This window comes from Serratia sp. PAMC26656 (genome assembly GCF_016469055.2).
Taxonomy (GTDB): Bacteria; Pseudomonadota; Gammaproteobacteria; order Enterobacterales; family Enterobacteriaceae; genus Serratia; species Serratia plymuthica.
Genome location: NZ_CP150486.1, coordinates 1,156,219 through 1,175,415, shown reverse-complemented (window position 1 = coordinate 1,175,415; position 19,197 = coordinate 1,156,219). Strand labels below are relative to the sequence as shown.

At 55.7% G+C, this 19,197-nt stretch carries 20 protein-coding genes and 1 other annotated feature; of the genes, 9 read left to right on the top strand and 11 right to left on the bottom strand.

All coding sequences use genetic code 11. The features are described from left to right. Positions 1 to 37: 37 nt before the first annotated feature. From recR to JEM67_RS06090, 5 genes are all read right to left on the bottom strand, one after another. Positions 38 to 643 carry a recombination mediator RecR gene (recR, locus tag JEM67_RS06110; protein ID WP_004949381.1) on the bottom strand — a complete coding sequence of 202 codons (606 nt, stop codon included), beginning with the start codon at positions 641 to 643 and terminating at the stop codon, positions 38 to 40. Further along, positions 643 to 972 (bottom strand): YbaB/EbfC family nucleoid-associated protein, encoded by a 330-nt coding sequence (locus JEM67_RS06105; RefSeq protein ID WP_004949379.1) that lies wholly within the window; start codon positions 970 to 972, stop codon positions 643 to 645. Before JEM67_RS06105 ends, recR begins: the two co-directional genes overlap by 1 nt. Before the next feature lie 41 nt (positions 973 to 1,013). Further along, positions 1,014 to 2,963 carry a DNA polymerase III subunit gamma/tau gene (dnaX, locus tag JEM67_RS06100; RefSeq protein WP_199636547.1) on the bottom strand — a complete coding sequence of 650 codons (1,950 nt, stop codon included), beginning with the start codon at positions 2,961 to 2,963 and terminating at the stop codon, positions 1,014 to 1,016. Beyond that, positions 1,617 to 1,681, bottom strand: a sequence feature (DnaX frameshifting element). (Overlaps the previous gene by 65 nt.) Before the next feature lie 92 nt (positions 2,964 to 3,055). Beyond that, entirely contained in the window at positions 3,056 to 3,607 is a 552-nt protein-coding gene (gene apt, locus JEM67_RS06095) for an adenine phosphoribosyltransferase (RefSeq protein WP_199636548.1), read from the bottom strand. 247 nt (positions 3,608 to 3,854) lie between these two features. Continuing rightward, on the bottom strand, positions 3,855 to 4,235 hold the full coding sequence (locus tag JEM67_RS06090; protein WP_013811786.1) for a DUF454 family protein: 381 nt from the start codon (positions 4,233 to 4,235) through the stop codon (positions 3,855 to 3,857). 150 nt (positions 4,236 to 4,385) lie between these two features. Here JEM67_RS06090 and priC point away from each other — a divergent pair, with 150 nt between their 5' ends. Both priC and rsmS read left to right on the top strand, forming a co-directional pair. Then, positions 4,386 to 4,922, top strand: coding sequence for a primosomal replication protein PriC (gene priC, locus JEM67_RS06085; protein ID WP_199636549.1), 537 nt, complete (start codon positions 4,386 to 4,388; stop codon positions 4,920 to 4,922). A gap of 109 nt (positions 4,923 to 5,031) precedes the next feature. Continuing rightward, positions 5,032 to 5,211, top strand: coding sequence for a pleiotropic regulatory protein RsmS (rsmS, locus tag JEM67_RS06080; protein WP_013811784.1), 180 nt, complete (start codon positions 5,032 to 5,034; stop codon positions 5,209 to 5,211). 40 nt (positions 5,212 to 5,251) lie between these two features. On the opposite strand, the gene mscK is transcribed toward rsmS, so the two are convergent. From mscK to acrR, 3 genes are all read right to left on the bottom strand, one after another. Beyond that, the gene (gene mscK / locus JEM67_RS06075; RefSeq protein ID WP_199636550.1) at positions 5,252 to 8,638 is read right to left on the bottom strand and encodes a mechanosensitive channel MscK; all 3,387 of its coding nucleotides are present in this window, start codon (positions 8,636 to 8,638) and stop codon (positions 5,252 to 5,254) included. Between the two features lie 100 nt (positions 8,639 to 8,738). After that, entirely contained in the window at positions 8,739 to 9,092 is a 354-nt protein-coding gene (locus JEM67_RS06070; protein ID WP_199636551.1) for a DsrE/DsrF/TusD sulfur relay family protein, read from the bottom strand. A gap of 13 nt (positions 9,093 to 9,105) precedes the next feature. Beyond that, positions 9,106 to 9,786: a multidrug efflux transporter transcriptional repressor AcrR gene (gene acrR / locus JEM67_RS06065; RefSeq protein ID WP_013811782.1), complete on the bottom strand. Its 681-nt coding sequence runs from the start codon at positions 9,784 to 9,786 to the stop codon at positions 9,106 to 9,108. Positions 9,787 to 9,928: 142 nt separating this feature from the next. Here acrR and sdeX point away from each other — a divergent pair, with 142 nt between their 5' ends. From sdeX to ykgO, 4 genes are all read left to right on the top strand, one after another. Further along, positions 9,929 to 11,116, top strand: coding sequence for a multidrug efflux RND transporter periplasmic adaptor subunit SdeX (gene sdeX / locus JEM67_RS06060; RefSeq protein WP_013811781.1), 1,188 nt, complete (start codon positions 9,929 to 9,931; stop codon positions 11,114 to 11,116). 17 nt (positions 11,117 to 11,133) lie between these two features. Beyond that, positions 11,134 to 14,283 carry a multidrug efflux RND transporter permease subunit SdeY gene (gene sdeY / locus JEM67_RS06055; RefSeq protein ID WP_199636552.1) on the top strand — a complete coding sequence of 1,050 codons (3,150 nt, stop codon included), beginning with the start codon at positions 11,134 to 11,136 and terminating at the stop codon, positions 14,281 to 14,283. A 177-nt stretch (positions 14,284 to 14,460) separates the two neighbouring features. Then, entirely contained in the window at positions 14,461 to 14,715 is a 255-nt protein-coding gene (locus tag JEM67_RS06050; protein ID WP_004949355.1) for a type B 50S ribosomal protein L31, read from the top strand. A 12-nt stretch (positions 14,716 to 14,727) separates the two neighbouring features. Then, positions 14,728 to 14,868, top strand: coding sequence for a type B 50S ribosomal protein L36 (gene ykgO / locus JEM67_RS06045; RefSeq protein ID WP_013811779.1), 141 nt, complete (start codon positions 14,728 to 14,730; stop codon positions 14,866 to 14,868). Positions 14,869 to 14,983: 115 nt separating this feature from the next. On the opposite strand, the gene JEM67_RS06040 is transcribed toward ykgO, so the two are convergent. Genes JEM67_RS06040 through JEM67_RS06030 form a run of 3 tightly spaced genes read right to left on the bottom strand, consistent with a single transcriptional unit; the run spans position 14,984 to position 17,455 of the window. Then, a complete protein-coding gene (locus tag JEM67_RS06040) occupies positions 14,984 to 15,862 on the bottom strand; it encodes a metal ABC transporter substrate-binding protein (RefSeq protein WP_199636553.1) in 879 nt (292 codons plus the stop codon). A gap of 25 nt (positions 15,863 to 15,887) precedes the next feature. Then, on the bottom strand, positions 15,888 to 16,745 hold the full coding sequence (locus JEM67_RS06035) for a metal ABC transporter permease (RefSeq protein ID WP_013811777.1): 858 nt from the start codon (positions 16,743 to 16,745) through the stop codon (positions 15,888 to 15,890). Next, complete coding sequence (locus tag JEM67_RS06030) at positions 16,742 to 17,455, bottom strand: metal ABC transporter ATP-binding protein (protein WP_199636554.1); 714 nt, start codon at positions 17,453 to 17,455, stop codon at positions 16,742 to 16,744. The genes JEM67_RS06035 and JEM67_RS06030 overlap by 4 nt, the downstream gene beginning before the upstream one ends. A 478-nt stretch (positions 17,456 to 17,933) precedes the next feature. Between JEM67_RS06030 and JEM67_RS06025 the strand changes: the two genes are divergently transcribed. The 3 genes from JEM67_RS06025 (at position 17,934) to JEM67_RS06015 (ending at position 19,042) form a co-directional block, all read left to right on the top strand. Then, positions 17,934 to 18,260 (top strand): hypothetical protein, encoded by a 327-nt coding sequence (locus JEM67_RS06025; protein ID WP_013811775.1) that lies wholly within the window; start codon positions 17,934 to 17,936, stop codon positions 18,258 to 18,260. A 159-nt stretch (positions 18,261 to 18,419) separates the two neighbouring features. After that, positions 18,420 to 18,788, top strand: coding sequence for an Hha toxicity modulator TomB (gene tomB / locus JEM67_RS06020; RefSeq protein WP_004949348.1), 369 nt, complete (start codon positions 18,420 to 18,422; stop codon positions 18,786 to 18,788). Positions 18,789 to 18,838: 50 nt separating this feature from the next. Then, positions 18,839 to 19,042, top strand: coding sequence for an HHA domain-containing protein (locus tag JEM67_RS06015; RefSeq protein WP_006322256.1), 204 nt, complete (start codon positions 18,839 to 18,841; stop codon positions 19,040 to 19,042). Positions 19,043 to 19,197: the final 155 nt, after the last annotated feature.

Sequence of the window (19,197 nt, the reverse complement as noted above, 5' to 3'; positions counted from 1 at the left end):
GAATAACGGGGCCGCATGGGCCCCGTCAGGGAAAAAATTAAAACTTGATGACGTTGCGGCCGGCCAGCGAATGCGACAGCGTGGTGCCGTCGACCATCTCCAACTCGCCGCCTACCGGCACGCCGTGGGCAATGCGGCTGGCGACCACGCCATACTGGCCGCACATCTCGGCGATGTAGTTGGCGGTTGCGTCGCCTTCCACCGTCGGGTTAGTGGCCAGGATCACTTCGGTAATGCTTTCCTTTTCCAGCCGTTGCTCCAACCGATCCAGACCGATATCGCCAGGCCCGATGCCGTCCATCGGCGACAGGTGGCCCATCAGCACAAAGTAGCGCCCGGCGAACTGACCGGTCTGCTCGATGGCGTGAATATCAGCCGGGCTTTCCACCACGCAGATCTGGCCGTTTTGCAGACGGCGTGGATTGGCGCAAATGGTGCAGATATCCTGCTCGGTGAAAGTGCGGCAATCGGCACAGTGGCCAATTTCCGACATGGCTCGGGTCAGCGCCTGCGCCAAGCGCATTCCGCCGCTGCGATCGCGCTGCAGCAGCTGGAACGCCATGCGCTGGGCTGACTTCGGGCCAACGCCCGGCAGGCAGCGCAACGCCTCCATTAATGTTTCAAGGAGCGGGCTGGTTTGCATCAGAACGGCATCTTAAAGCCAGGTGGCAATTGCATGCCGCTGGAAACAGACGCCATCTTCTCTTTCTGGGTTTCGTCGATGCGGCGAGCAGCGTCGTTAAACGCAGCGGCGATCAGGTCTTCCAGCATCTCTTTATCGTCTTCCATCAGGCTTTGATCGATCTCCACGCGACGGCAGTTGTGCGCGCCGTTAATGGTGACTTTCACCAGGCCAGCACCAGATTCGCCAGTCACTTCCAATTTGGCGACTTCTTCCTGCATCTGTTGCATTTTTTCTTGCATTTGCTGGGCTTGCTTCATCAGGTTGCCCAGACCGCCTTTACCAAACATAGTCGTCTCTCGTCGCTAGGGCCGCGCACTTTGCGCAGCGTTTAAAGGGGGCGAATACTCTCTTCATCCAGATCCGCGTCGAAGAACCGGCGCAGTGTCTGGATATTGGTATCCGCAACGATGGACTGACGCGCCTGCGCCAGTTTTTCTTCATAAATGGCTTGCCGCCACTCCAGCGGAGTCCGCTCCGCCGGATTATCATCTTCCACCACGGTTAACTCAACCGGGCTGCCGTGCAACTCGCTGAGCGCGTCAGTCAGCACCTTCTGCGCCGAAGGCGAATTCAGATGGCGCTGCGAAGACCGCAGGCGGAGACAAATTTTGCCTGGTTCCAGCTGTTGTTTCACGGCGTTCAACGCCAGTTGCTGCACCAGTTTCGGGATTTTCAGCTTATCGATCTCTGCCGCCCAGGGGTCACGCTCGAGCGACTCAACCACCAGTTTGGCCGACAGCTCGGGCGTTTTCTCATGCTCAAGTGCGGTGCGCAACGCTTTCGGCGTCGCCAGCGGTTCCGGCTCCGGTTCCGGCTCGGTCAACGCCCGCCAACGGTAGGCTTCCGGTTTGGCCGGTTTTTCCTGCACCTGTTTTTCCGCCAGGCGCTGCTGGCTGCGCTCAGTCACTGAAGCCAAGCGCTCCAGTGCTGAGTTTGCCGGCCGCGCTTTTCCAGGCGCCGCCGGCTCATTCTTTTTTGGTGTGGATGCTCCCTGCCGCAGCAGTTGGGTGCGCGCTTTTAATAACTGCGCGGTGGCATCCGGTAAATTCGCCGGTTGATTGTTTTGCGGTGCGGCCAGCCCTAACGGCGGTGGCACGTCCTGAAACTGTGGCGGCTGGGCAGAAGGGGCCCGCGTCTGCGCTATCTGCGCAGGGGCCATTTGCACCGGCGCCACCGGCTCCGGGATCACCGCTTTCGGGTGAAACGCCAACGCACGCAGCAGGGTCATCTCAACCCCCATGCGGCGATCCGGCGCAAAAGCCAGCTCTTTGCGCCCTACCAGCAACGTTTGGTAATAAAGCTGTACGTCTGTCGGCGGCAAGGTGCGCGCCAGTTCACGCAGCCTTTGTTCAATAGCGGCGTAATGATTATCCAGTACCGACGGCAGCAATTGCACCATCGCAATGCGGTGCAACAGCGCCAGCGTCTCGATCAGCAAATTCTCCCAATCTACGCCGCGAGAAGCCGCCTGCGCGACCTGCGCCATGACCTTTTCGCCGTCTGCGCTCACCAGCGCCTCAAGGATGGCCAGCGGCTGTTCGTCGTCCAGCGTGCCCAGCATCTGACTGACGGTGACGGTCGTCACCTGACCTTGCCCCATGGCAATCGCCTGGTCGGTCAGGCTGAGCGCGTCGCGCATACTGCCGTCGGCGGCGCGCGCCAACAGTTGCAATGCACGCTGATCGCTGGTGATTTTCTCCGCCTGCAGCACCGTTTCCAGTTGGTTGCGGATCTGATCGACATCCAGCGCTTTGAGATGGAATTGCAGGCAGCGTGACAGAATGGTCACCGGCAGCTTTTGCGGATCGGTGGTCGCGAGCAGGAACTTCACGTGCGAAGGCGGCTCTTCCAGCGTTTTCAACAGCGCATTGAAGCTGTGACGCGAGAGCATGTGCACTTCGTCAATCAGGTAAACTTTGAAACGGCCGCGGGCGGGCGCGTATTGGACGTTATCCAGCAGATCGCGGGTGTCTTCCACCTTGGTTCTGGACGCGGCGTCGATCTCGATCAGATCGACAAAACGCCCCTGCTCAATCTCGCGGCAGTTATCGCATTGGCCGCACGGGGTCGCGGTGATGCCGGTTTCACAGTTCAGGCCTTTGGCCAGCAGGCGCGCAATGGTGGTTTTACCCACGCCGCGCGTGCCTGAAAACAGATAGGCGTGATGAATCCGCCCCAGCGAGAGGCCGTTAGCCAGCGCCGTCAGGACGTGTTCTTGTCCGACAACATCTGCAAACGTTTGAGGGCGCCACTTACGGGCAAGAACCTGATAGCTCATTAATACCGGAGAAGTCGAGGAATCTAGAGGGTCATGCTAACACAGCCCCGCGGCGATCCGCGAGGCCGTTGTGGCATTGGGACAATGCAGGATCAGTGGCCTGCGAAGCAGACCAGGCTGTAGCATTCGATGCCCTGCTTATTTAAACGCCCTTCGCCGCCGAGCTCCGGCAGATTGATGATGAAAGCGGCGTCTTTAACTTCCCCGCCCAAGCGGCGGATCAGTTTCGCGGTGGCCTCAATGGTACCGCCGGTCGCCAGCAGATCGTCAACCACCAGCACTTTATCGCCGGCCACGATGGCGTCGGTGTGGATTTCCAACTGATCGGTGCCGTATTCCAGCTCATAGCTCTCGCTGAGGGTCGCGCGCGGCAGCTTGCCCGGCTTGCGTACCGGCACAAAACCCACGCCCAACGCCAACGCCACCGGGGCGCCAAACAGGAAACCGCGCGCTTCGGTGCCAACCACTTTGGTCACACCCGCATCGCGATAGCGCTCAACCAGCAATTCAATGCTGGCCGCGTAAGCCAGCGGGTTTTCCAGCAGGCTGGTGACGTCACGGAACAGTATGCCCGGCTTCGGGTAATCCGAAATGGTTTTGATACTGTCTTTAATAAACTGAAGCTGCTGCGCAGTAGCGGTCATAATTATTGCCTGATAAAACTACCTGAAGACTTGCGCGCAAACCGCGTCACCCAGCCCAGTATAAAGAAGGAATGGGAAGCAGCCCGCGCACGAAAACGCCCAAATCTATGCAAACTGGCGGACAAATGCAACTATCCCCGTCATCTTTCAAGTTACAGCGTTGTTGTACAGGGATGCACAAATGCCGCGAGCGCATGAATGCGCCGGAGCAGCCAACTCGAAAGCTCCGGGGTATAATAAGACAGGATCAGCGCTGTTTTTGTTGCGACAGATCAACAACCGGCAGACGCAGCATAAAGGTCAGCAGAATAGCCAGCATCAGCAACAACAATCCGCGCACCCACCAGAGTTTAACCAGCCACAGCGAAACCGCAAACGTCAGCACAATCACCGCTACCGCCTTCCCTTTGGCCCCTGGCGGCAACGCACGATGCTGTTGCCAATGGCGCAGATAAGGGCCGAACCAGGAACGATACAGCAGCCAATGGTGAAAGCGCGGCGATGAACGAGCAAAACACCAGGCGGCCAGCAGCAGAAATGGCGTGGTCGGCAGCAGCGGCAGCACCACGCCCAGCGTCGCCAGTACCACCGCCAACCAACCGAGGATAATCAATAACCAACGCGTCATGCGAGCCCTTGTCCGCTAGTCTGTCTGGCGTTACTTTATCACCGTCATCCCCTGCGCCACCAGCCGCAACGGCCGGAATATGCGCGCCGCGCTTGTTTAACGGCGGGATCGCGGGCAAGCTGAGTCCTGTGAAATTTTAATGGAGCCAACGTGAGCACTCACCGTCTATTACAGGTGTTAGAACAGCAGATCGCGGCATTGGCCGCCGAAGTGACGCCGCGTGGCGACGCCCCTATCCCTCAGGCACGCTTTGACGCCGCGCTGTTTTCCAATCGCGGTACCCGGCTGCGTGATTATCTGGCGGAAGTGCAAAGGAACTTCGTCCAGTTGCAGACGGCAGCCAACGACAGCCGCATCAGTCAGGTCGCCTTTCTGGCAGAGAAGCTGGTGGCCCAGATCACCGCTCTGCAGCGCGAGTTGGCGACACAGGCGTTGCGCCGTAAAAATCAGCCGAAAGAAGTGGTGGCGGTCGATTTGTATCACAAACTGGCCGAGCATCAGGATTATGAACGCCGGTTAATGTCGATGATTCAGGATCGGGAAAGCCTGCTGGGAAGGCAGACCACATTCGCGGCGCAGCAAAAATTGCAGCACGAATTGGCGGCATTGGAAGGCAGGTTGGTGCGTTGCCGACAGGCGCTGGCGCGTATTGAGCGCAGCATCGAGCGTAAAGAAAACGGTTTTTGAAGATTTATCACAATACTTTAATGATTATTCCCTGCCGCGCGCCTTGTTCACTATACTCAGCCGAAGCGACACCTTATTCATTCACCTACTAAACAAAAACGTTGGTTTTATGTCTCTAGATAATGCCTCACCAGAATTGCAGCTGGCGGTAGACCTGATTTACCTGCTGGAATGTAACGAGATCGATCCAGCCATCGCGCTGGCGGCGCTGGATATTGTCAAACGGGACTATCAGGAAAAACTGCAACGCAACGGCGTCACCACGCCATACCTGCCCGTCGAGCAGTAAAAAAGGGTTCAGCCTGCGCTGAACCCTCGCTTTCATCCCATTATCCTGCCGACGGGCTGCCCTCATCCTGCGACAGCGTCCGTTTCACTTCCTGTACCTCGTTACCCTGCTGGTTGTGCAAATACACCTCAAGCTGGTTGAAGGCGATATTAATGTCGTTCTCCCGGCACAGGCGATCGATCGAGCGGTTCAGCTCATCGACGGTATAGCTGCGGTCACGCAATTCACGAACATAAAGACGCAATTCGTGATCCAGCGTGCTGGCGCCAAAATTAAGGAAGAAAACCTGCGGTTCCGGATCGGTCATCACCCGCGGGTTATCATGCGCTGCCTGCAACAGCACCGCTTTCACCTTGTCCAGATCGGAACCGTACGCCACCCCAACCTTGATCAATACCCGGGTAATGGTGTCTGACAGCGACCAGTTGATCAGCCGCTCGGTAACGAACGCCTTGTTCGGGATAATCACCTCTTTACGATCGAAATCGGTAATGGTGGTGGCGCGAATGCGGATTTTGCTGACCGAGCCGGAGAAGGTGCCGATAGTAATGGTGTCGCCGATGCGGATCGGCCGCTCGAACAAAATGATCAGACCAGAAACAAAGTTGGCGAAAATCTCCTGCAGACCGAAGCCCAGACCGACGGTCAACCCAGCGGCCAACCATTGCAGCTTATCCCAAGATACGCCCAGCGATCCGAGCGCGGTAACGGCGCCCACGGTGGTGATCAGATAGGTCAGTATGGTGGTGATGGCGTAAGACGCCCCTTGCCGCAGTTGCAGCCGCGACAGCACCACCACCTCCAGCAGGCCGGGCAGGTTGCGCGTCATGACATAGGCGACGATCACCGCCGCGATGGCCACCATCATGTTGCCCAGCGTCACCGCCTGCGGCACGCTGCCGCCGGCAACGGTCGTGGTGTAATGCCACAGCGTGATGCTGTCCAGATACGAAATCACCGTCACCAGATCTGACCAAATGCCGTAGAAGGCGCAGGCAAAGATGATGAACAGCGCCATGGTGGTCAGACGCAGCGATTGCTGGTTGATCTGATCCAGCGCCAAAGGCGCCTCCTCTATCGGCTCCCCGCCTTCTGCCCCCTCTTTCGCCAGGCTCTGGCGACGCGCCAGCGCGCGGCGGTAAGCCAAGCGACGTGCCGCAACGCCAAGGCCGCGAATGGCGGTCAGATAAACGATGTTCCACAGGAAGAACAGATACAGGCTGTCGATCCAGCGGCCGGCCAGACGCAACGTGGTGTAGAAATAACCGGCGAACATCAGGCCGAGCAGAATTAGCGGCGTGGCGGCAATGGCGGTGATGATCACCAGTTGCACCGCGTGCGAACCTTTCTCGCGCCAGCTGTCGCGGCACAGCGGAAACACCAGCACGGCAAGCAGCGCCAGCGTCAGCATCACCACCACCTGGCCAATAACGTCCTCGACCAGTCGCAGCGGCGCTTTCTCGCCCAGCACCGACCAGAAGATCAGCGGTAGCAGCGCCAACCCCAGGCGCAGGGTCTGCCGGCGATAGTGCGCGCACAGTCCGGTGGAAAAGTTGAAGTGGCGCTCGGTAACGCCGCCCGGCGCCAGTGTAAGGTAGGTAAAACCGAAAATCAGCCAGAACAGCGCCAGCTGTTGCGACAGTGCCCACAGAAAATCGCTGAGGCCGATTTCCGCGCGGTAACACCAGAAACCGGCACCAAGCAGCAGCGCCGAGCCAGGCAGCACTTTCAGCAAGGTCAGTATAATGGCCTTCGGCGTGTGCAGTTGGCTGTCGCGTTTTAGCTGCCCGACATCATTAGCCAGCTTTTGCAGGTGTGTATCGATCAGCCTGTAGCGCCAGCGCAGCAGGGCTATCAGAATCAGCATCGGGATGAGGAACACCAGCGCATTCAACCCGCCCTGCAGCATTTTGCCGGTGTCCAGTTTAAAATCGAGTGCGGCTATCTGATCTTTGACCGCGCCCGGCAAGGCTTTCAACCACGCCAGATCGATCGGTTTGTTGCTGTTAACCCAGAATATCTGCTGGGTCAGCGTATCTTGCAACGAACTGTAAACGCTGGTCAGCTGCTGCTGGTTAATCTGCAAGCTGATCGACTGCGCAAGCTGGTTGCTGAGCTGCTTATTCAACTGATCCAACAGCTCACGGCGCATATCGACGATTTCGTTCAGCGCATCGAGCACGTCCGCACTGGCTTTCTCTTTGCTGTCCACAAGCAGCTTATTGATGTAATCGTCGCCCTTGAACAGGTCGTCGCGCTGCTGGTTGATATCAAACTGATCCAGGCGTAAATCGGCGATTCGCGTGCCCATATCCGCCACCAACGTGCCCTGCGGCAAGTTTTGCTGCTGCTGGTAGAGAATGCGCGACAGCACCAGGCTGCCTTTCAGCACCTGGATCTGCTCCTTCAGGTTACGCTCCGACTGCAGACCGCGATCGAGCCAGTTCTTTACCCGGATATTCTGTTGAAACAGTATGTTGCTTTCTTCCGTGGCGGCAATCAGCCGCTGGCTGAGTTGGCGATTGACGTCCAGCTCTTTACTGACCAGCTTATCCTGTTGGATGTCCGTGGCGTCTTCCGGATTCTGCGCCTCTTTGGCGGTTTTTTCAGACAGTGTCAGGCGTTTGCTGTTAACCACTTCTTGCAGCAACTGCACCGATCGGTCCAGAGCGTCGATGTGCCCGGTGGTGTAATCGCGCTGTTTCTGCAACAGGTCCTGCAGGGTGGTGTTGGCCTCCAGGCTCCTGCGCTGCAGATCAATCTGCGCATTGAGCAGCACCTGCTCCGTTGCCAGCATCACCTGCTGGCTGTCGCGCAGCGAGTTTTGGCCCGGCGTCTGGTCGTTGAGCTGGTTACGGATCTCCTGCAGACGCTGTGACGCGGTATACATGCTGCTTTGCACCCGTTCCGGCTGGGTCTGCAGCGAAACCAGCTGGCTGTTATAGGTGGAGAGGTTTTCCTGAGCGGTTTGCAGTTCGTCCAGCGTCTGATAAAGGCGGGTTTCCAGTTGGCGCAGGGAGAGCGGCAGCAGATCGGCTCTGGCGGCCGCGCTATCCACAGGGAGTTTCAGCGCATCCAGATCCTCGGTCACCTGGCGTAGCTTGCCCGGTGCCAACTGCAACTGCTGTTTAAGCTCAGCGCCATCTTGTTTGACGCGTTCGATGGCGTCCAGCAGTTCGAGCGTGCGGGTCAGATCCTGCTGGGCGAGTTTATTGACCGGCGTCAGCGTCTTCTGCTTATTCAGCACATCAAGCTGGTTTTGAATTTCACTGCGCGACGGCGCATCGCCATTCAACGCCGCATGGGCAACAGGCTGGCACACCGCACACATGGCGATCAATAAAAACAGTGCGAGGACGCGGGAGATATCCCCCCCGAAGAACGAGGGTAACGTCAGAAAAGGACGTTTAGCTAACCTGCGATGCATGAGTTGACTTCGTATCAATAATGAAGCCGAAAGATTATCACGATCGCAGATAGCCAACGAATAAGAAAAGCGTTGCTGGTGATGTACGGATGTAGCGGGATCAGAACGTCAGTACTTTCCCGGCGGCCAGCGTCCATTGAGCCAGTTCCACCAGCGTACCGATTTCCACCCCGTCAGCCAGCGGCAACCGGCTGACGCCACGCGCGTCGGCGCAGGTTTTGCACAGTTTTATCGGCACTTGCTGCGCGGTGAGGATCTCCAGCATCTGCTGCAAATGGTAGCCTTCGTGCGGCTGTTGCCCGGCAAGGCCGGCCACCACCGCGTCCGACATCAAAAACAGTTTCAGATTGAGATCGGCCTGCTGCTCTTTCAGCGCGATGCCCAGACGCAGGGCGTTAAACAGTGACTCATGGCCATAGGCCGCGCCACTGGCAATCAACACAACGGATGACATGGTGCATCTCCTTTCAAGGATGACAGTCGGCACTGTGCGGCTCGGCCGCCTGCTCTTCCGGTTTTACCCGTAAGGTCGGGCAGAATTGGGTCATTTCGAGGAATGAATCGACCAAGGCTGCCGCTTCGGCTTTCAGATCAAAACTTTCCGGCATAAAAAGCCAGTTTTCCATCAGGCCGGTAATATAAGCGCGCAGGATAATCGCCGCCCGGCGGGTATTGAGATCGGCGGGAAGCTGGCCGTGACGCATGCTGTTGCGCAGCACCGACTCGATACGCTCGTAGCCTTCCAAACTAAGCACTTTACGCGCGTCCTGCAGCGGCATCATTTCGCCGACAAATTCGCACTTGTGGAATACGATTTCCATCAGCGCTCGCCGGCGGCCGTCATCGACCGTCGCCGTCAGTATATAAATTAGTATTTCACGTAAAATACGCAGTGGATTATCAGGGTACTTTGCCTGATACTCTATTTCGAGATCGCCTATTTTCGACTCTGACAATTCCCAAACTTCGTTAAACAGGTCTACCTTATTCTTGAAGTGCCAATAAATAGCACCACGCGTAACACCGGCAGCGGTGGCAATATCTGTCAGTGACGTTGCAGAAACGCCACGTTCAGAAAATTCCTGCACCGCAGCATCAAGAATGTGCTGTCGAGTTTCTAGCGCCTGCTGTTTGGTTTTTCGTGCCATGGCGTTGTTTTTTAGGGGGAGTGTGATTTACATACATTCGCGTATGTATGTACCATAGCACGCACATATAATTAACGCAGCAATGGGTTTTAAAGCTTGTGATCCATTGATCATTTTGAAATCGGACACTTGAGGTTTTTCTATGAACAAAAACAGAGGGTTAACGCCTCTGGCGGCAGTTCTGATGCTTTCAGGCAGCTTAGTACTTACAGGATGTAACGATAAGGAAACCCAACAACAAGGCGCCCAACCACCGGCTCCCGAAGTGGGCGTAGTGACATTGAAGGCCGAGCCTCTCAACATTACTACCGATCTTCCTGGCCGCACTGCTGCGTATCGTATCGCCGAAGTTCGCCCTCAGGTCAGCGGCATCATCCTGAAGCGCAATTTTGTTGAAGGCAGTGACATCAAGGCAGGATTTTCCCTGTATCAGATCGATCCCGCCACCTATCAGGCAACCTATGACAGCGCCAAAGGCGACCTGGCCAAATCTCAAGCCAGCGCTTCGATCGCGCGCGTAACGGTGAACCGCTACAAACCCTTGCTGGGCACCAACTACATCAGTAAGCAGGATTACGACACCGCAGTTTCCACGCTGCAGCAGGCAGAAGCCGCCGTGGTGGCCTCGAAAGCCGCAGTGGAAACCGCACGCATCAACCTGGCTTACACCAAAGTGACTTCACCGATCTCCGGCCGCATCGGCAAATCCGCCGTGACAGAAGGCGCGCTGGTTTCCAACGGTCAAGCCACCGCGCTGTCTACCGTGCAACAGCTGGATCCGATGTACGTGGACGTGACTCAGTCAAGCAACGATTTCCTGCGTCTGAAGCAAGAACTGGCCAGCGGTGCGCTGAAACAGGAAAACGGCAAAGCCAAGGTGAAATTGCTGCTGGAAAACGGCTCGGAATACGCCCAGGAAGGCACGCTGGAATTCTCTGACGTTACCGTTGATGAAACCACCGGCTCCATCACCATTCGCGCATTGTTCCCTAACCCGAACGATACGCTGTTGCCGGGGATGTTCGTTCGCGCCCGTCTGGACGAAGGCGTACGCAGCGATGCATTGCTGGTGCCGCAACAAGGCGTGACGCGTAACCCGCGCGGCGAAGCTACCGCGATGGTGGTGGGCGCTGACGATAAAGTCGAGTTGCGTACGCTGAAAGCGGATCAGGCCATCGGCGACAAATGGCTGGTTACCGACGGTTTGAAAGCCGGCGATCGCGTGATTGTCACCGGCCTGATGAAAGTCCGCCCGGGCGCTCAGGTAAAAGTGCAGGAAGTTGACACTCAGGCGCAAAAACAGCCGCAGTCTGAAGCGCAGAAGTCATAAAAAGGAGCCGGTAAGACATGGCTAAGTTCTTTATAGATCGCCCGATTTTCGCCTGGGTAATCGCCATCATCGTCATGTTGGCGGGGGTGCTTGCAATAATGAAACTGCCGATCGCGCAGTATCCCACTATTGCACCACCGGCGGTGAGTATTTCCGCCAACTATCCAGGCGCGGATGCAAAAACGGTGCAGGACACCGTGACCCAGATTATCGAACAGAACATGAACGGTATCGATAATCTGATGTACATGTCCTCCACCAGTGATTCCTCTGGTAGCGTCACCATTACGCTGACGTTTAACTCCGGTACCGACCCTGACATCGCGCAGGTTCAGGTCCAGAACAAACTGTCGCTGGCTACGCCGCTGTTACCGCAAGAAGTGCAGCAGCAAGGCCTGAAAGTAGAAAAATCCAGCAGCAGCTTCCTGATGGTAGCCGGCTTCATTTCCGACGATCCGAACATGACTCAGGACGACATCGCGGACTATGTAGCCTCAAATATCAAGGATCCTATCAGCCGTTCACAGGGTGTGGGTGAGGTGCAACTGTTTGGTGCACAGTACGCCATGCGCATCTGGCTGGATCCGGGCAAGCTGAACAATTTCCAACTGACCACGACGGATGTGACGTCCGCCATCACCGAGCAGAACAACCAGATCGCCGCAGGGCAATTGGGTGGGATGCCACCGGTACCGGGCCAGCAGCTTAACGCCTCAATCATCGCGCAGACCCGTCTGACCTCTCCTGAAGAGTTCGGCAAAATTCTGCTTAAGGTGAATACGGACGGCTCGCAGGTTCGCCTGAAAGACGTAGCGCGTATTGAGCGTGGCGGCGAAAGCTATGCCGTAACCGCACGTTACAACGGCAAACCGGCGGCGGGCCTGGGTATCAAACTGGCTACCGGCGCCAACGCCCTGAACACCGCCAAAGCGGTAAAAGACGCGTTAACCAAGATGCAGCCGTTCTTCCCTCAGGGGATGAAAGTGGTTTATCCGTACGACACCACCCCGTTCGTCAAGATTTCGATCAACGAAGTGGTGAAAACGCTGTTCGAAGCGATCGTGCTGGTATTCCTGGTCATGTATCTGTTCCTGCAGAACTTCCGCGCGACGCTGATCCCAACCATCGCGGTACCGGTCGTCTTGCTGGGCACCTTTGCGATACTGGCGGCCTTTGGCTTCTCGATAAACACCCTGACGATGTTCGGCATGGTGCTGGCGATAGGCTTGCTGGTGGATGACGCCATCGTGGTGGTAGAGAACGTCGAGCGCGTAATGTCCGAAGAGGGACTGCCGCCGAAAGAAGCGACCAAGAAATCGATGGAGCAGATCCAGGGTGCATTGGTCGGTATCGCCATGGTGCTGTCAGCGGTATTCGTACCTATGGCATTCTTCGGCGGTTCAACCGGCGCGATCTACCGTCAGTTCTCCATCACCATCGTTTCCGCGATGGCCCTGTCGGTGCTGGTGGCGTTGATTCTGACGCCAGCGCTGTGCGCCACCCTGCTGAAACCGGTGCAAAAAGGCGATCACGGGGCTAAAACCGGCTTCTTCGGCTGGTTTAACCGCATGTTCGAAAAGAGCACCCACCACTACACCGACAGCGTAGCCAGTATCCTGCGCAGCACCGGTCGCTATCTGGTGATCTACCTGCTAATCGTCGTCGGTATGGGCCTGCTGTTCCTGCGCCTGCCGTCCTCGTTCCTGCCGGAAGAAGACCAGGGCATCCTGCTGACCATGGTGCAGTTGCCTGCGGGCGCCACCGAGGCTCGAACCTCGAAGGTGCTGGAAGAAGTCACCGACTACTTCCTGACCAAAGAAAAAGACAACGTGGTGTCGGTATTTACCGTTGCGGGCTTCGGCTTTAACGGTAACGGCCAAAACAACGGTCTGTCGTTCGTCAGCCTGAAAGACTGGTCCGAGCGTAGCGGAGAACAGAATAAAGTGCCGGCAATTGCAGGCCGCGCCATGGGCGCGTTCTCGCAAATTAAAGACGGCCTGGTATTCCCGTTCAACCTGCCTGCAATTATCGAACTGGGTACCGCTACCGGTTTTGACTTCCAGCTGATTGACCAGGGTGGCCTGGGGCATGAGAAACTGACCGAAGCGCGTAACCAGCTGCTGGGCATGGCAGCCCAGCATCCGGACCTGCTGGTCGGCATGCGTCCTAACGGCCTGGAAGATACGCCGCAGTTCAAACTGATTATCGATCAGGAAAAAGCCAAGGCGTTGGGTGTCAGCATCACCACCATCAACAGCACGCTGACCACCGCGTTGGGTGGCTCGTACGTGAACGACTTCATCGACCGCGGTCGTGTGAAGAAGGTTTACGTGCAGGCTGAAGCCCCGTTCCGTATGTTGCCTGAGGACATCAACAAGTGGTTTGTCCGTGGCACCAGTGGCCAGATGGTTCCGTTCTCCGCATTCTCTTCAGCGAAATGGGAGTACGGTTCACCGCGTCTGGAACGTTATAACGGCCTGCCTTCCATGGAAATTCTGGGGCAAGCGGCACCGGGTAAAAGCACCGGTGAAGCAATGAACATGATGGAAGAGCTGTCCTCCAAGCTGCCGAGCGGCATCGGTTACGACTGGACCGGTATGTCCTACCAGGAACGTCTGTCCGGTAACCAGGCCCCTGCCCTTTACGCCATCTCGATTCTGGTGGTGTTCTTGTGCCTGGCCGCGCTGTATGAAAGCTGGTCTATTCCGTTCTCGGTCATGTTGGTTCTGCCTCTGGGGGTTATCGGTGCGTTGCTGGCGGCCACCATGCGTGGCTTGAACAACGACGTTTACTTCCAGGTGGGGCTGCTGACCACCATCGGCCTGTCGGCGAAGAACGCCATCTTGATAGTGGAATTCGCCAAAGACCTGATGGATAAAGAAGGTAAAGGCCTGATAGAAGCCACGCTGGAAGCGGTGCGCATGCGTTTGCGCCCGATTCTGATGACTTCACTGGCATTCATCCTCGGGGTACTGCCGCTGGTTATCAGCAGCGGTGCGGGCTCCGGCGCGCAGAACGCGGTAGGTACCGGCGTTATGGGCGGGATGATTACCGCTACCGTGCTGGCCATCTTCTTCGTTCCTGTCTTCTTCGTGGTGGTTCGCCGCCGCTTCAGCAAGAAGTCTGAGGATGTGGAACACAGCCATCCGGTTGAGCATCACTGGTAACCCAGTGAACGCTTACCGCTGAACACAAAGGCCGCTTATGCGGCCTTTTTCTTTGGCTTCATTCGCTTAATGCAAACCACTCTCATTAATTCGCCTGTCGCTGCATTTTGTACTTGATCCGCTCTGCCGTGCAGCGCATAATTATTGTTATAGTATAACATTACATGAGAGGACATCATGAAAGCAGGCATCCATCCAAACTACCGTACCGTGGTGTTCCACGATCTGAGTGCCAACACCTATTTTAAAGTGGGTTCGACCATTAATACCGATCGCACCATCGAACTCGATGGCGAAAATTGGCCGTACGTCACTATCGACGTCTCTTCTGCGTCGCATCCGTATTACACCGGCAAGCAGAAAGAGTTCTCCAAAGAAGGCAGCACCGCGCGCTTCCAGCAGCGTTTTGGCCGTTTTCTTGGCAGCAAATAAAAGGGAATCAACATGCAGGTTTTAAGTTCGTTGCGGTCGGCGAAGAAGCGCCATCCGGATTGCAAAGTCGTACGCCGCAATGGCCGTATCTATGTGATTTGTAAAACCAATCCGCGCTTCAAAGCGGTGCAGGGACGCAAGAAAAAACGTTAACGTCTGAAGTGTCATCTGTCGCAAAGCCCCGTTGCTGCTCAACGGGGCTTTTTTATGGAGAAAGGAAACTGGAACGCAACTAGCGGCCCTGCCTTACCAGCAGGGCCGCTACGGCTTATTTCATGCTGCCTAACAACGTATCGACGTTGTGCTGGAATGCCTGTACATAGGTCGCTGCCGGCCCTTGCGGTTTGGACAGTGCCTCTGGATACAGTTCACCGCCGGCTTTCGCTCCGGTGGCGGCGGCAATCTGTTTCACCAGCCGCGGATCGGTTTGGTTTTCAATAAAGTAAGCATTAACCTTCTCCTGTTTGATCTGTTTTATCAAACCGGCCACGTCGCTGGCGCTGGCTTCAGCCTCGGTAGAGAAACCGACCGGGGCAAGGAAGGTGACGCCATATTCTTGCCCAAAGTAACCAAAAGCATCGTGACTGGTCAGCACCTTGCGTTTTTGTTGCGGTACCGCGGAAAACTGAGTCTTGGCCCAGAGATCCAGTTTCTGCAACTGCTGGATATATTCCGAACCGCGTTGGCGAAAATAATTGGCGTCTTGCGGATCGGCGGCAATCAGCGCATTCATCACGTTGGTTGCGTACTGCACCCCGTTTTTCATGCTGTTCCAGGCATGGGGATCGGTGACCTCCTTGCCATCCTCGCTCATCTGGCGGGTGTCGATCCCCTGCGATGCGGTAACCACCTGCCCTTTATACCCCGAGGCACCGACCAGGCGATCAATCCAGCCCTCCAGCCCCAGGCCGCTGACGAACACCACGTCAGCCTGCGACAACACCTTGCTATCTTTCGGCGAAGGTTCAAAGCTGTGCGGATCGCCGTCCGGCCCCACTAACGTGGTGACCCTGACGTGTTCTCCCCCCACCTGCTTCACGATATCGCCGAGGATCGAAAAGCTGGCGACGGCATCAACGGTTTTCGCCATCGCCAGTGGGCTGGACAGCAGAGCAGCGACGGCCAGCGAAATAGGTAAACGTTTCATACTTTCTCCTTGAACTTGGCACTTCTCAACGGCGCGAGAGAGAATAAATTCCCCCACGCGTCCCAAACAAAATCGACCCAAAAAAGATCACGCTGGCGCTGAGCACAATCGCCGGGCCAGCGGGCAATGACGCGTAATAAGACCATTCGAGGCCAATCAGGCTTGAGAGCATGCCAATCCCCATCGCCACCGCCAACGTCTGCGGCAGGTTACGTGCCCAAAAACGCGCGCTGGCGGCGGGCAGCATCATCAACCCCACCGACATCAGCGTGCCGAGGATCTGGAACCCCGCCACCAGGTTTATCACCACCAGAGCCAGAAACAGCCCGTGTATCAGCGCCAACCAGCGTGGCGCACTGACTCGCAAAAAGGTGGCGTCGAAAGATTCAATCACCAGGGCGCGATACAGCACCGCCAGTGCCAACAGCGAAAAACTGGCTATCGCACCCACCATCAAAATGGCATTCGTGTCCACCGCCAGGATAGAACCGAACAGCACATGCAGCAGATCGACGCTGGAACCGCGCAGTGAGACCAGCGTCACCCCCAGCGCCAGTGAACCCAGATAAAAACCGGCGAAACTGGCGTCTTCTTTCAGCGGCGTCCGGCGGCTGACCAGCCCGGATAGCATCGCCACCGCCAGCCCGGCGATAAACCCGCCGACCCCCATCGCCACCAGCGACATGCCTGAAATCAGGTAGCCTATCGCCGCCCCAGGCAGCACCGCATGGGACAGCGCATCACCAACCAGACTCATGCGCCGCAGCAACAGAAACACCCCCAACGGCGCGGCGCTGAGCGACAGCGCAAAGCAGGCCACCAGCGCACGGCGCATAAAGCCGAATGAGGCAAAGGGATCGATGAGAGGATCAAGCAGCATCATGGCGCTACCGCACTCAGGCACTGGGGCCGGCTGGCGACGTTCAGCGCCGGAATATGTTCCAGCACCCGATCTGCCGCTCCCCAGTGGCAACACTGTGACGTCAATAACAAGGCCTGTGGGAAATGGTTCGCCACCAACGACATGTCATGCAGCACCGCGATGACCGTCTTGCCTTGTCGATGCAACTGAGCAATCACTTGCAGCAATAGCTGGATAGTGGCGCTGTCGATACCGGTAAAAGGTTCATCCAATAAAATCAGCGGTGCCTGCTGGACCAGCAGACGAGCAAACAGCACGCGTTGCATCTGGCCACCTGAAAGTTCGCCTACCGGGGTTCTCGCCATCGGCGCCATACCTACGGCATCCAGCGCCTCGACAATCTGCAACCCCGCGCGCTTGTTCAGCCCACCGAACATGCCGCACTGCGGCCAGCTTCCCATAGCCACCAGATCGCTCACTACGATCGGAAACTGACGATCCAGCTCAGCCTGCTGCGGCAGATACGCCATGCGCGGCAACTTGTTGCCATTGAAAAGCAGGCTTCCGCTCTGCAAGGGTAAAAGCCCAGCCAAGGTTTTCAGCAACGTGGACTTGCCGGCACCGTTAGCACCAACCACCGCCGTCAGAGAGCCGGCAGCGAAATGTCCGCTAAGCGGTGGAAACAACGGAGTGCCGCCGTAACCAACCACAGCCTGTTGCAACGTAATCATGGCAGCAATACCGCCCAGCGAATGCCCAGCCACAACAGGGCCAACAATGCTGCCGCAATGCCGCAGCGTAGTCCCGCCGATGCGGTGAACAGGGAATGCAATGACGACTCAGCGTCATTTTGATGGGGTGTGGATGTCAGTTTCATAGCCAGAGAGAAGAAAGATGATTTGTTATAGTATAACATCACAAAAGTATCAACACCTCAAGCGCTCCACCGCTGATTTATGTAACGGAACTTAACAACGAAAGTTATGCTTACACCGATAATTAGCAGATTAACGAATAACGGGGCGACGCCTTTTGAGATATACCGAATAACATCAGGGTTATTAAGCAGTAAACAACGTTGAGAAACTGTAAAAAAGCCCCCGGTAAACGAAAAGTTTACCGACGAGGTGACGAAAAAGGAGTAAGATAAATAGATTGGATAGCTGTACGGCCAGACATTAAATGCATGTAACTCTTCGTTGCGACACAATGACGGAAGCACTTTCCGTTAAAAAACTAAAGAAAATGATTAACGATAAAATTTCAGAGTTGGTGCCGGCATTGACCAGCGGCCTGAGTTTTTATTCAGAAAGTGCACGTTACGCCGAGGGCTCATTAGAAATACTTGATATTCAAAATGTGAGCAGCAACCAGTATTCAATGAGTTATCGCTATAAATGGACAATTTTCAACGCCTGTCTGGATATCAGCGCCGAGGAATACATCAGCGACAGCGTGGCCTTTAGCGTTGTCGAAACGGGATTAACCTTTGACATCATTGATAACTCCCGCCCCTCTACCGCAGATGAATTGTAAGTTTACGTAATAACAGCAGGCCAAATGCGAAAAAATGATTTATATTCATTATACGGAAAGTTTATTTTGTCACCGTTAAGCTGCCTCCGTCCATGATGTAAATCAGCTTACTCACAGAGTGTTATCAACACCGAAATTAAGACTTACGGAGGGGATGATATGGATGAGTATTCGCCTAAAAGGCACGATATTGCTCAGCTCAAATTCTTGTGCGAAAATTTGTATGATGAAGGTATCGCCACGCTGGGCGACAGCCACCACGGCTGGGTGAACGATCCAACGTCTTCCGTCAACCTCCAGCTTAACGAGTTGATTGAACATATTGCTTCGTTTGTGATGAGTTATAAAATTAAATACATGGACGAAAGTGATTTATCGGAGTTAGTCGAAGAGTATCTCGACGATACCTACACGCTGTTTAGCAGTTATGGTATTAATGATTCCGATTTGCGCCGCTGGCAAAAAACCAAAGCGCGATTATTCAGAATGTTCTCAGGAGAGGGCATCTGTACGACAATGAAAACTTAGGGGATAATTATCCCCAAATTACTCTACGGTTTATAAAACTAAAGGCTATCATGACTAAAATTGACTATCTGATGCGTTTACGTAAATGCACCACGATTGACACCCTGGAACGCGTTATTGAAAAAAATAAGTATGAGCTTTCGGATGACGAACTAGAGCTGTTCTACTCTGCTGCCGACCACCGTTTGGCCGAGCTCACCATGAATAAGCTGTACGATAAGATCCCCGTTGCCGTTTGGAAATTCGTACGATAATCCAGGTGATAAATGCGTTGAGCCGATACCTTTATCGGCTTCAATGTTTACGGCAAGTGCGCATTTATCTTATTGACTTACAGTGATTTTCATTCACTCCCACAATCGCAATATAGTCGGAAGCTATCCTCAATTAACACGGGGCGGCACTGAAC

Coding starts and splice junctions, on each gene's coding strand:
- sdeY (WP_199636552.1), top strand. CDS start 11,134: ATGGCTAAGTTCTTTATAGATCGCCCGATTTTCGCCTGGGTAATCGCC.
- ykgO (WP_013811779.1), top strand. CDS start 14,728: ATGCAGGTTTTAAGTTCGTTGCGGTCGGCGAAGAAGCGCCATCCGGAT.
- rsmS (WP_013811784.1), top strand. CDS start 5,032: ATGTCTCTAGATAATGCCTCACCAGAATTGCAGCTGGCGGTAGACCTG.
- JEM67_RS06015 (WP_006322256.1), top strand. CDS start 18,839: ATGACTAAAATTGACTATCTGATGCGTTTACGTAAATGCACCACGATT.
- recR (WP_004949381.1), bottom strand. CDS start 643: ATGCAAACCAGCCCGCTCCTTGAAACATTAATGGAGGCGTTGCGCTGC.
- tomB (WP_004949348.1), top strand. CDS start 18,420: ATGGATGAGTATTCGCCTAAAAGGCACGATATTGCTCAGCTCAAATTC.
- JEM67_RS06105 (WP_004949379.1), bottom strand. CDS start 972: ATGTTTGGTAAAGGCGGTCTGGGCAACCTGATGAAGCAAGCCCAGCAA.
- JEM67_RS06050 (WP_004949355.1), top strand. CDS start 14,461: ATGAAAGCAGGCATCCATCCAAACTACCGTACCGTGGTGTTCCACGAT.
- dnaX (WP_199636547.1), bottom strand. CDS start 2,963: ATGAGCTATCAGGTTCTTGCCCGTAAGTGGCGCCCTCAAACGTTTGCA.
- JEM67_RS06030 (WP_199636554.1), bottom strand. CDS start 17,455: ATGATTACGTTGCAACAGGCTGTGGTTGGTTACGGCGGCACTCCGTTG.
- JEM67_RS06035 (WP_013811777.1), bottom strand. CDS start 16,745: ATGATGCTGCTTGATCCTCTCATCGATCCCTTTGCCTCATTCGGCTTT.
- apt (WP_199636548.1), bottom strand. CDS start 3,607: ATGACCGCTACTGCGCAGCAGCTTCAGTTTATTAAAGACAGTATCAAA.
- mscK (WP_199636550.1), bottom strand. CDS start 8,638: ATGCATCGCAGGTTAGCTAAACGTCCTTTTCTGACGTTACCCTCGTTC.
- sdeX (WP_013811781.1), top strand. CDS start 9,929: ATGAACAAAAACAGAGGGTTAACGCCTCTGGCGGCAGTTCTGATGCTT.
- JEM67_RS06040 (WP_199636553.1), bottom strand. CDS start 15,862: ATGAAACGTTTACCTATTTCGCTGGCCGTCGCTGCTCTGCTGTCCAGC.
- JEM67_RS06025 (WP_013811775.1), top strand. CDS start 17,934: ATGACGGAAGCACTTTCCGTTAAAAAACTAAAGAAAATGATTAACGAT.
- acrR (WP_013811782.1), bottom strand. CDS start 9,786: ATGGCACGAAAAACCAAACAGCAGGCGCTAGAAACTCGACAGCACATT.
- JEM67_RS06070 (WP_199636551.1), bottom strand. CDS start 9,092: ATGTCATCCGTTGTGTTGATTGCCAGTGGCGCGGCCTATGGCCATGAG.
- JEM67_RS06090 (WP_013811786.1), bottom strand. CDS start 4,235: ATGACGCGTTGGTTATTGATTATCCTCGGTTGGTTGGCGGTGGTACTG.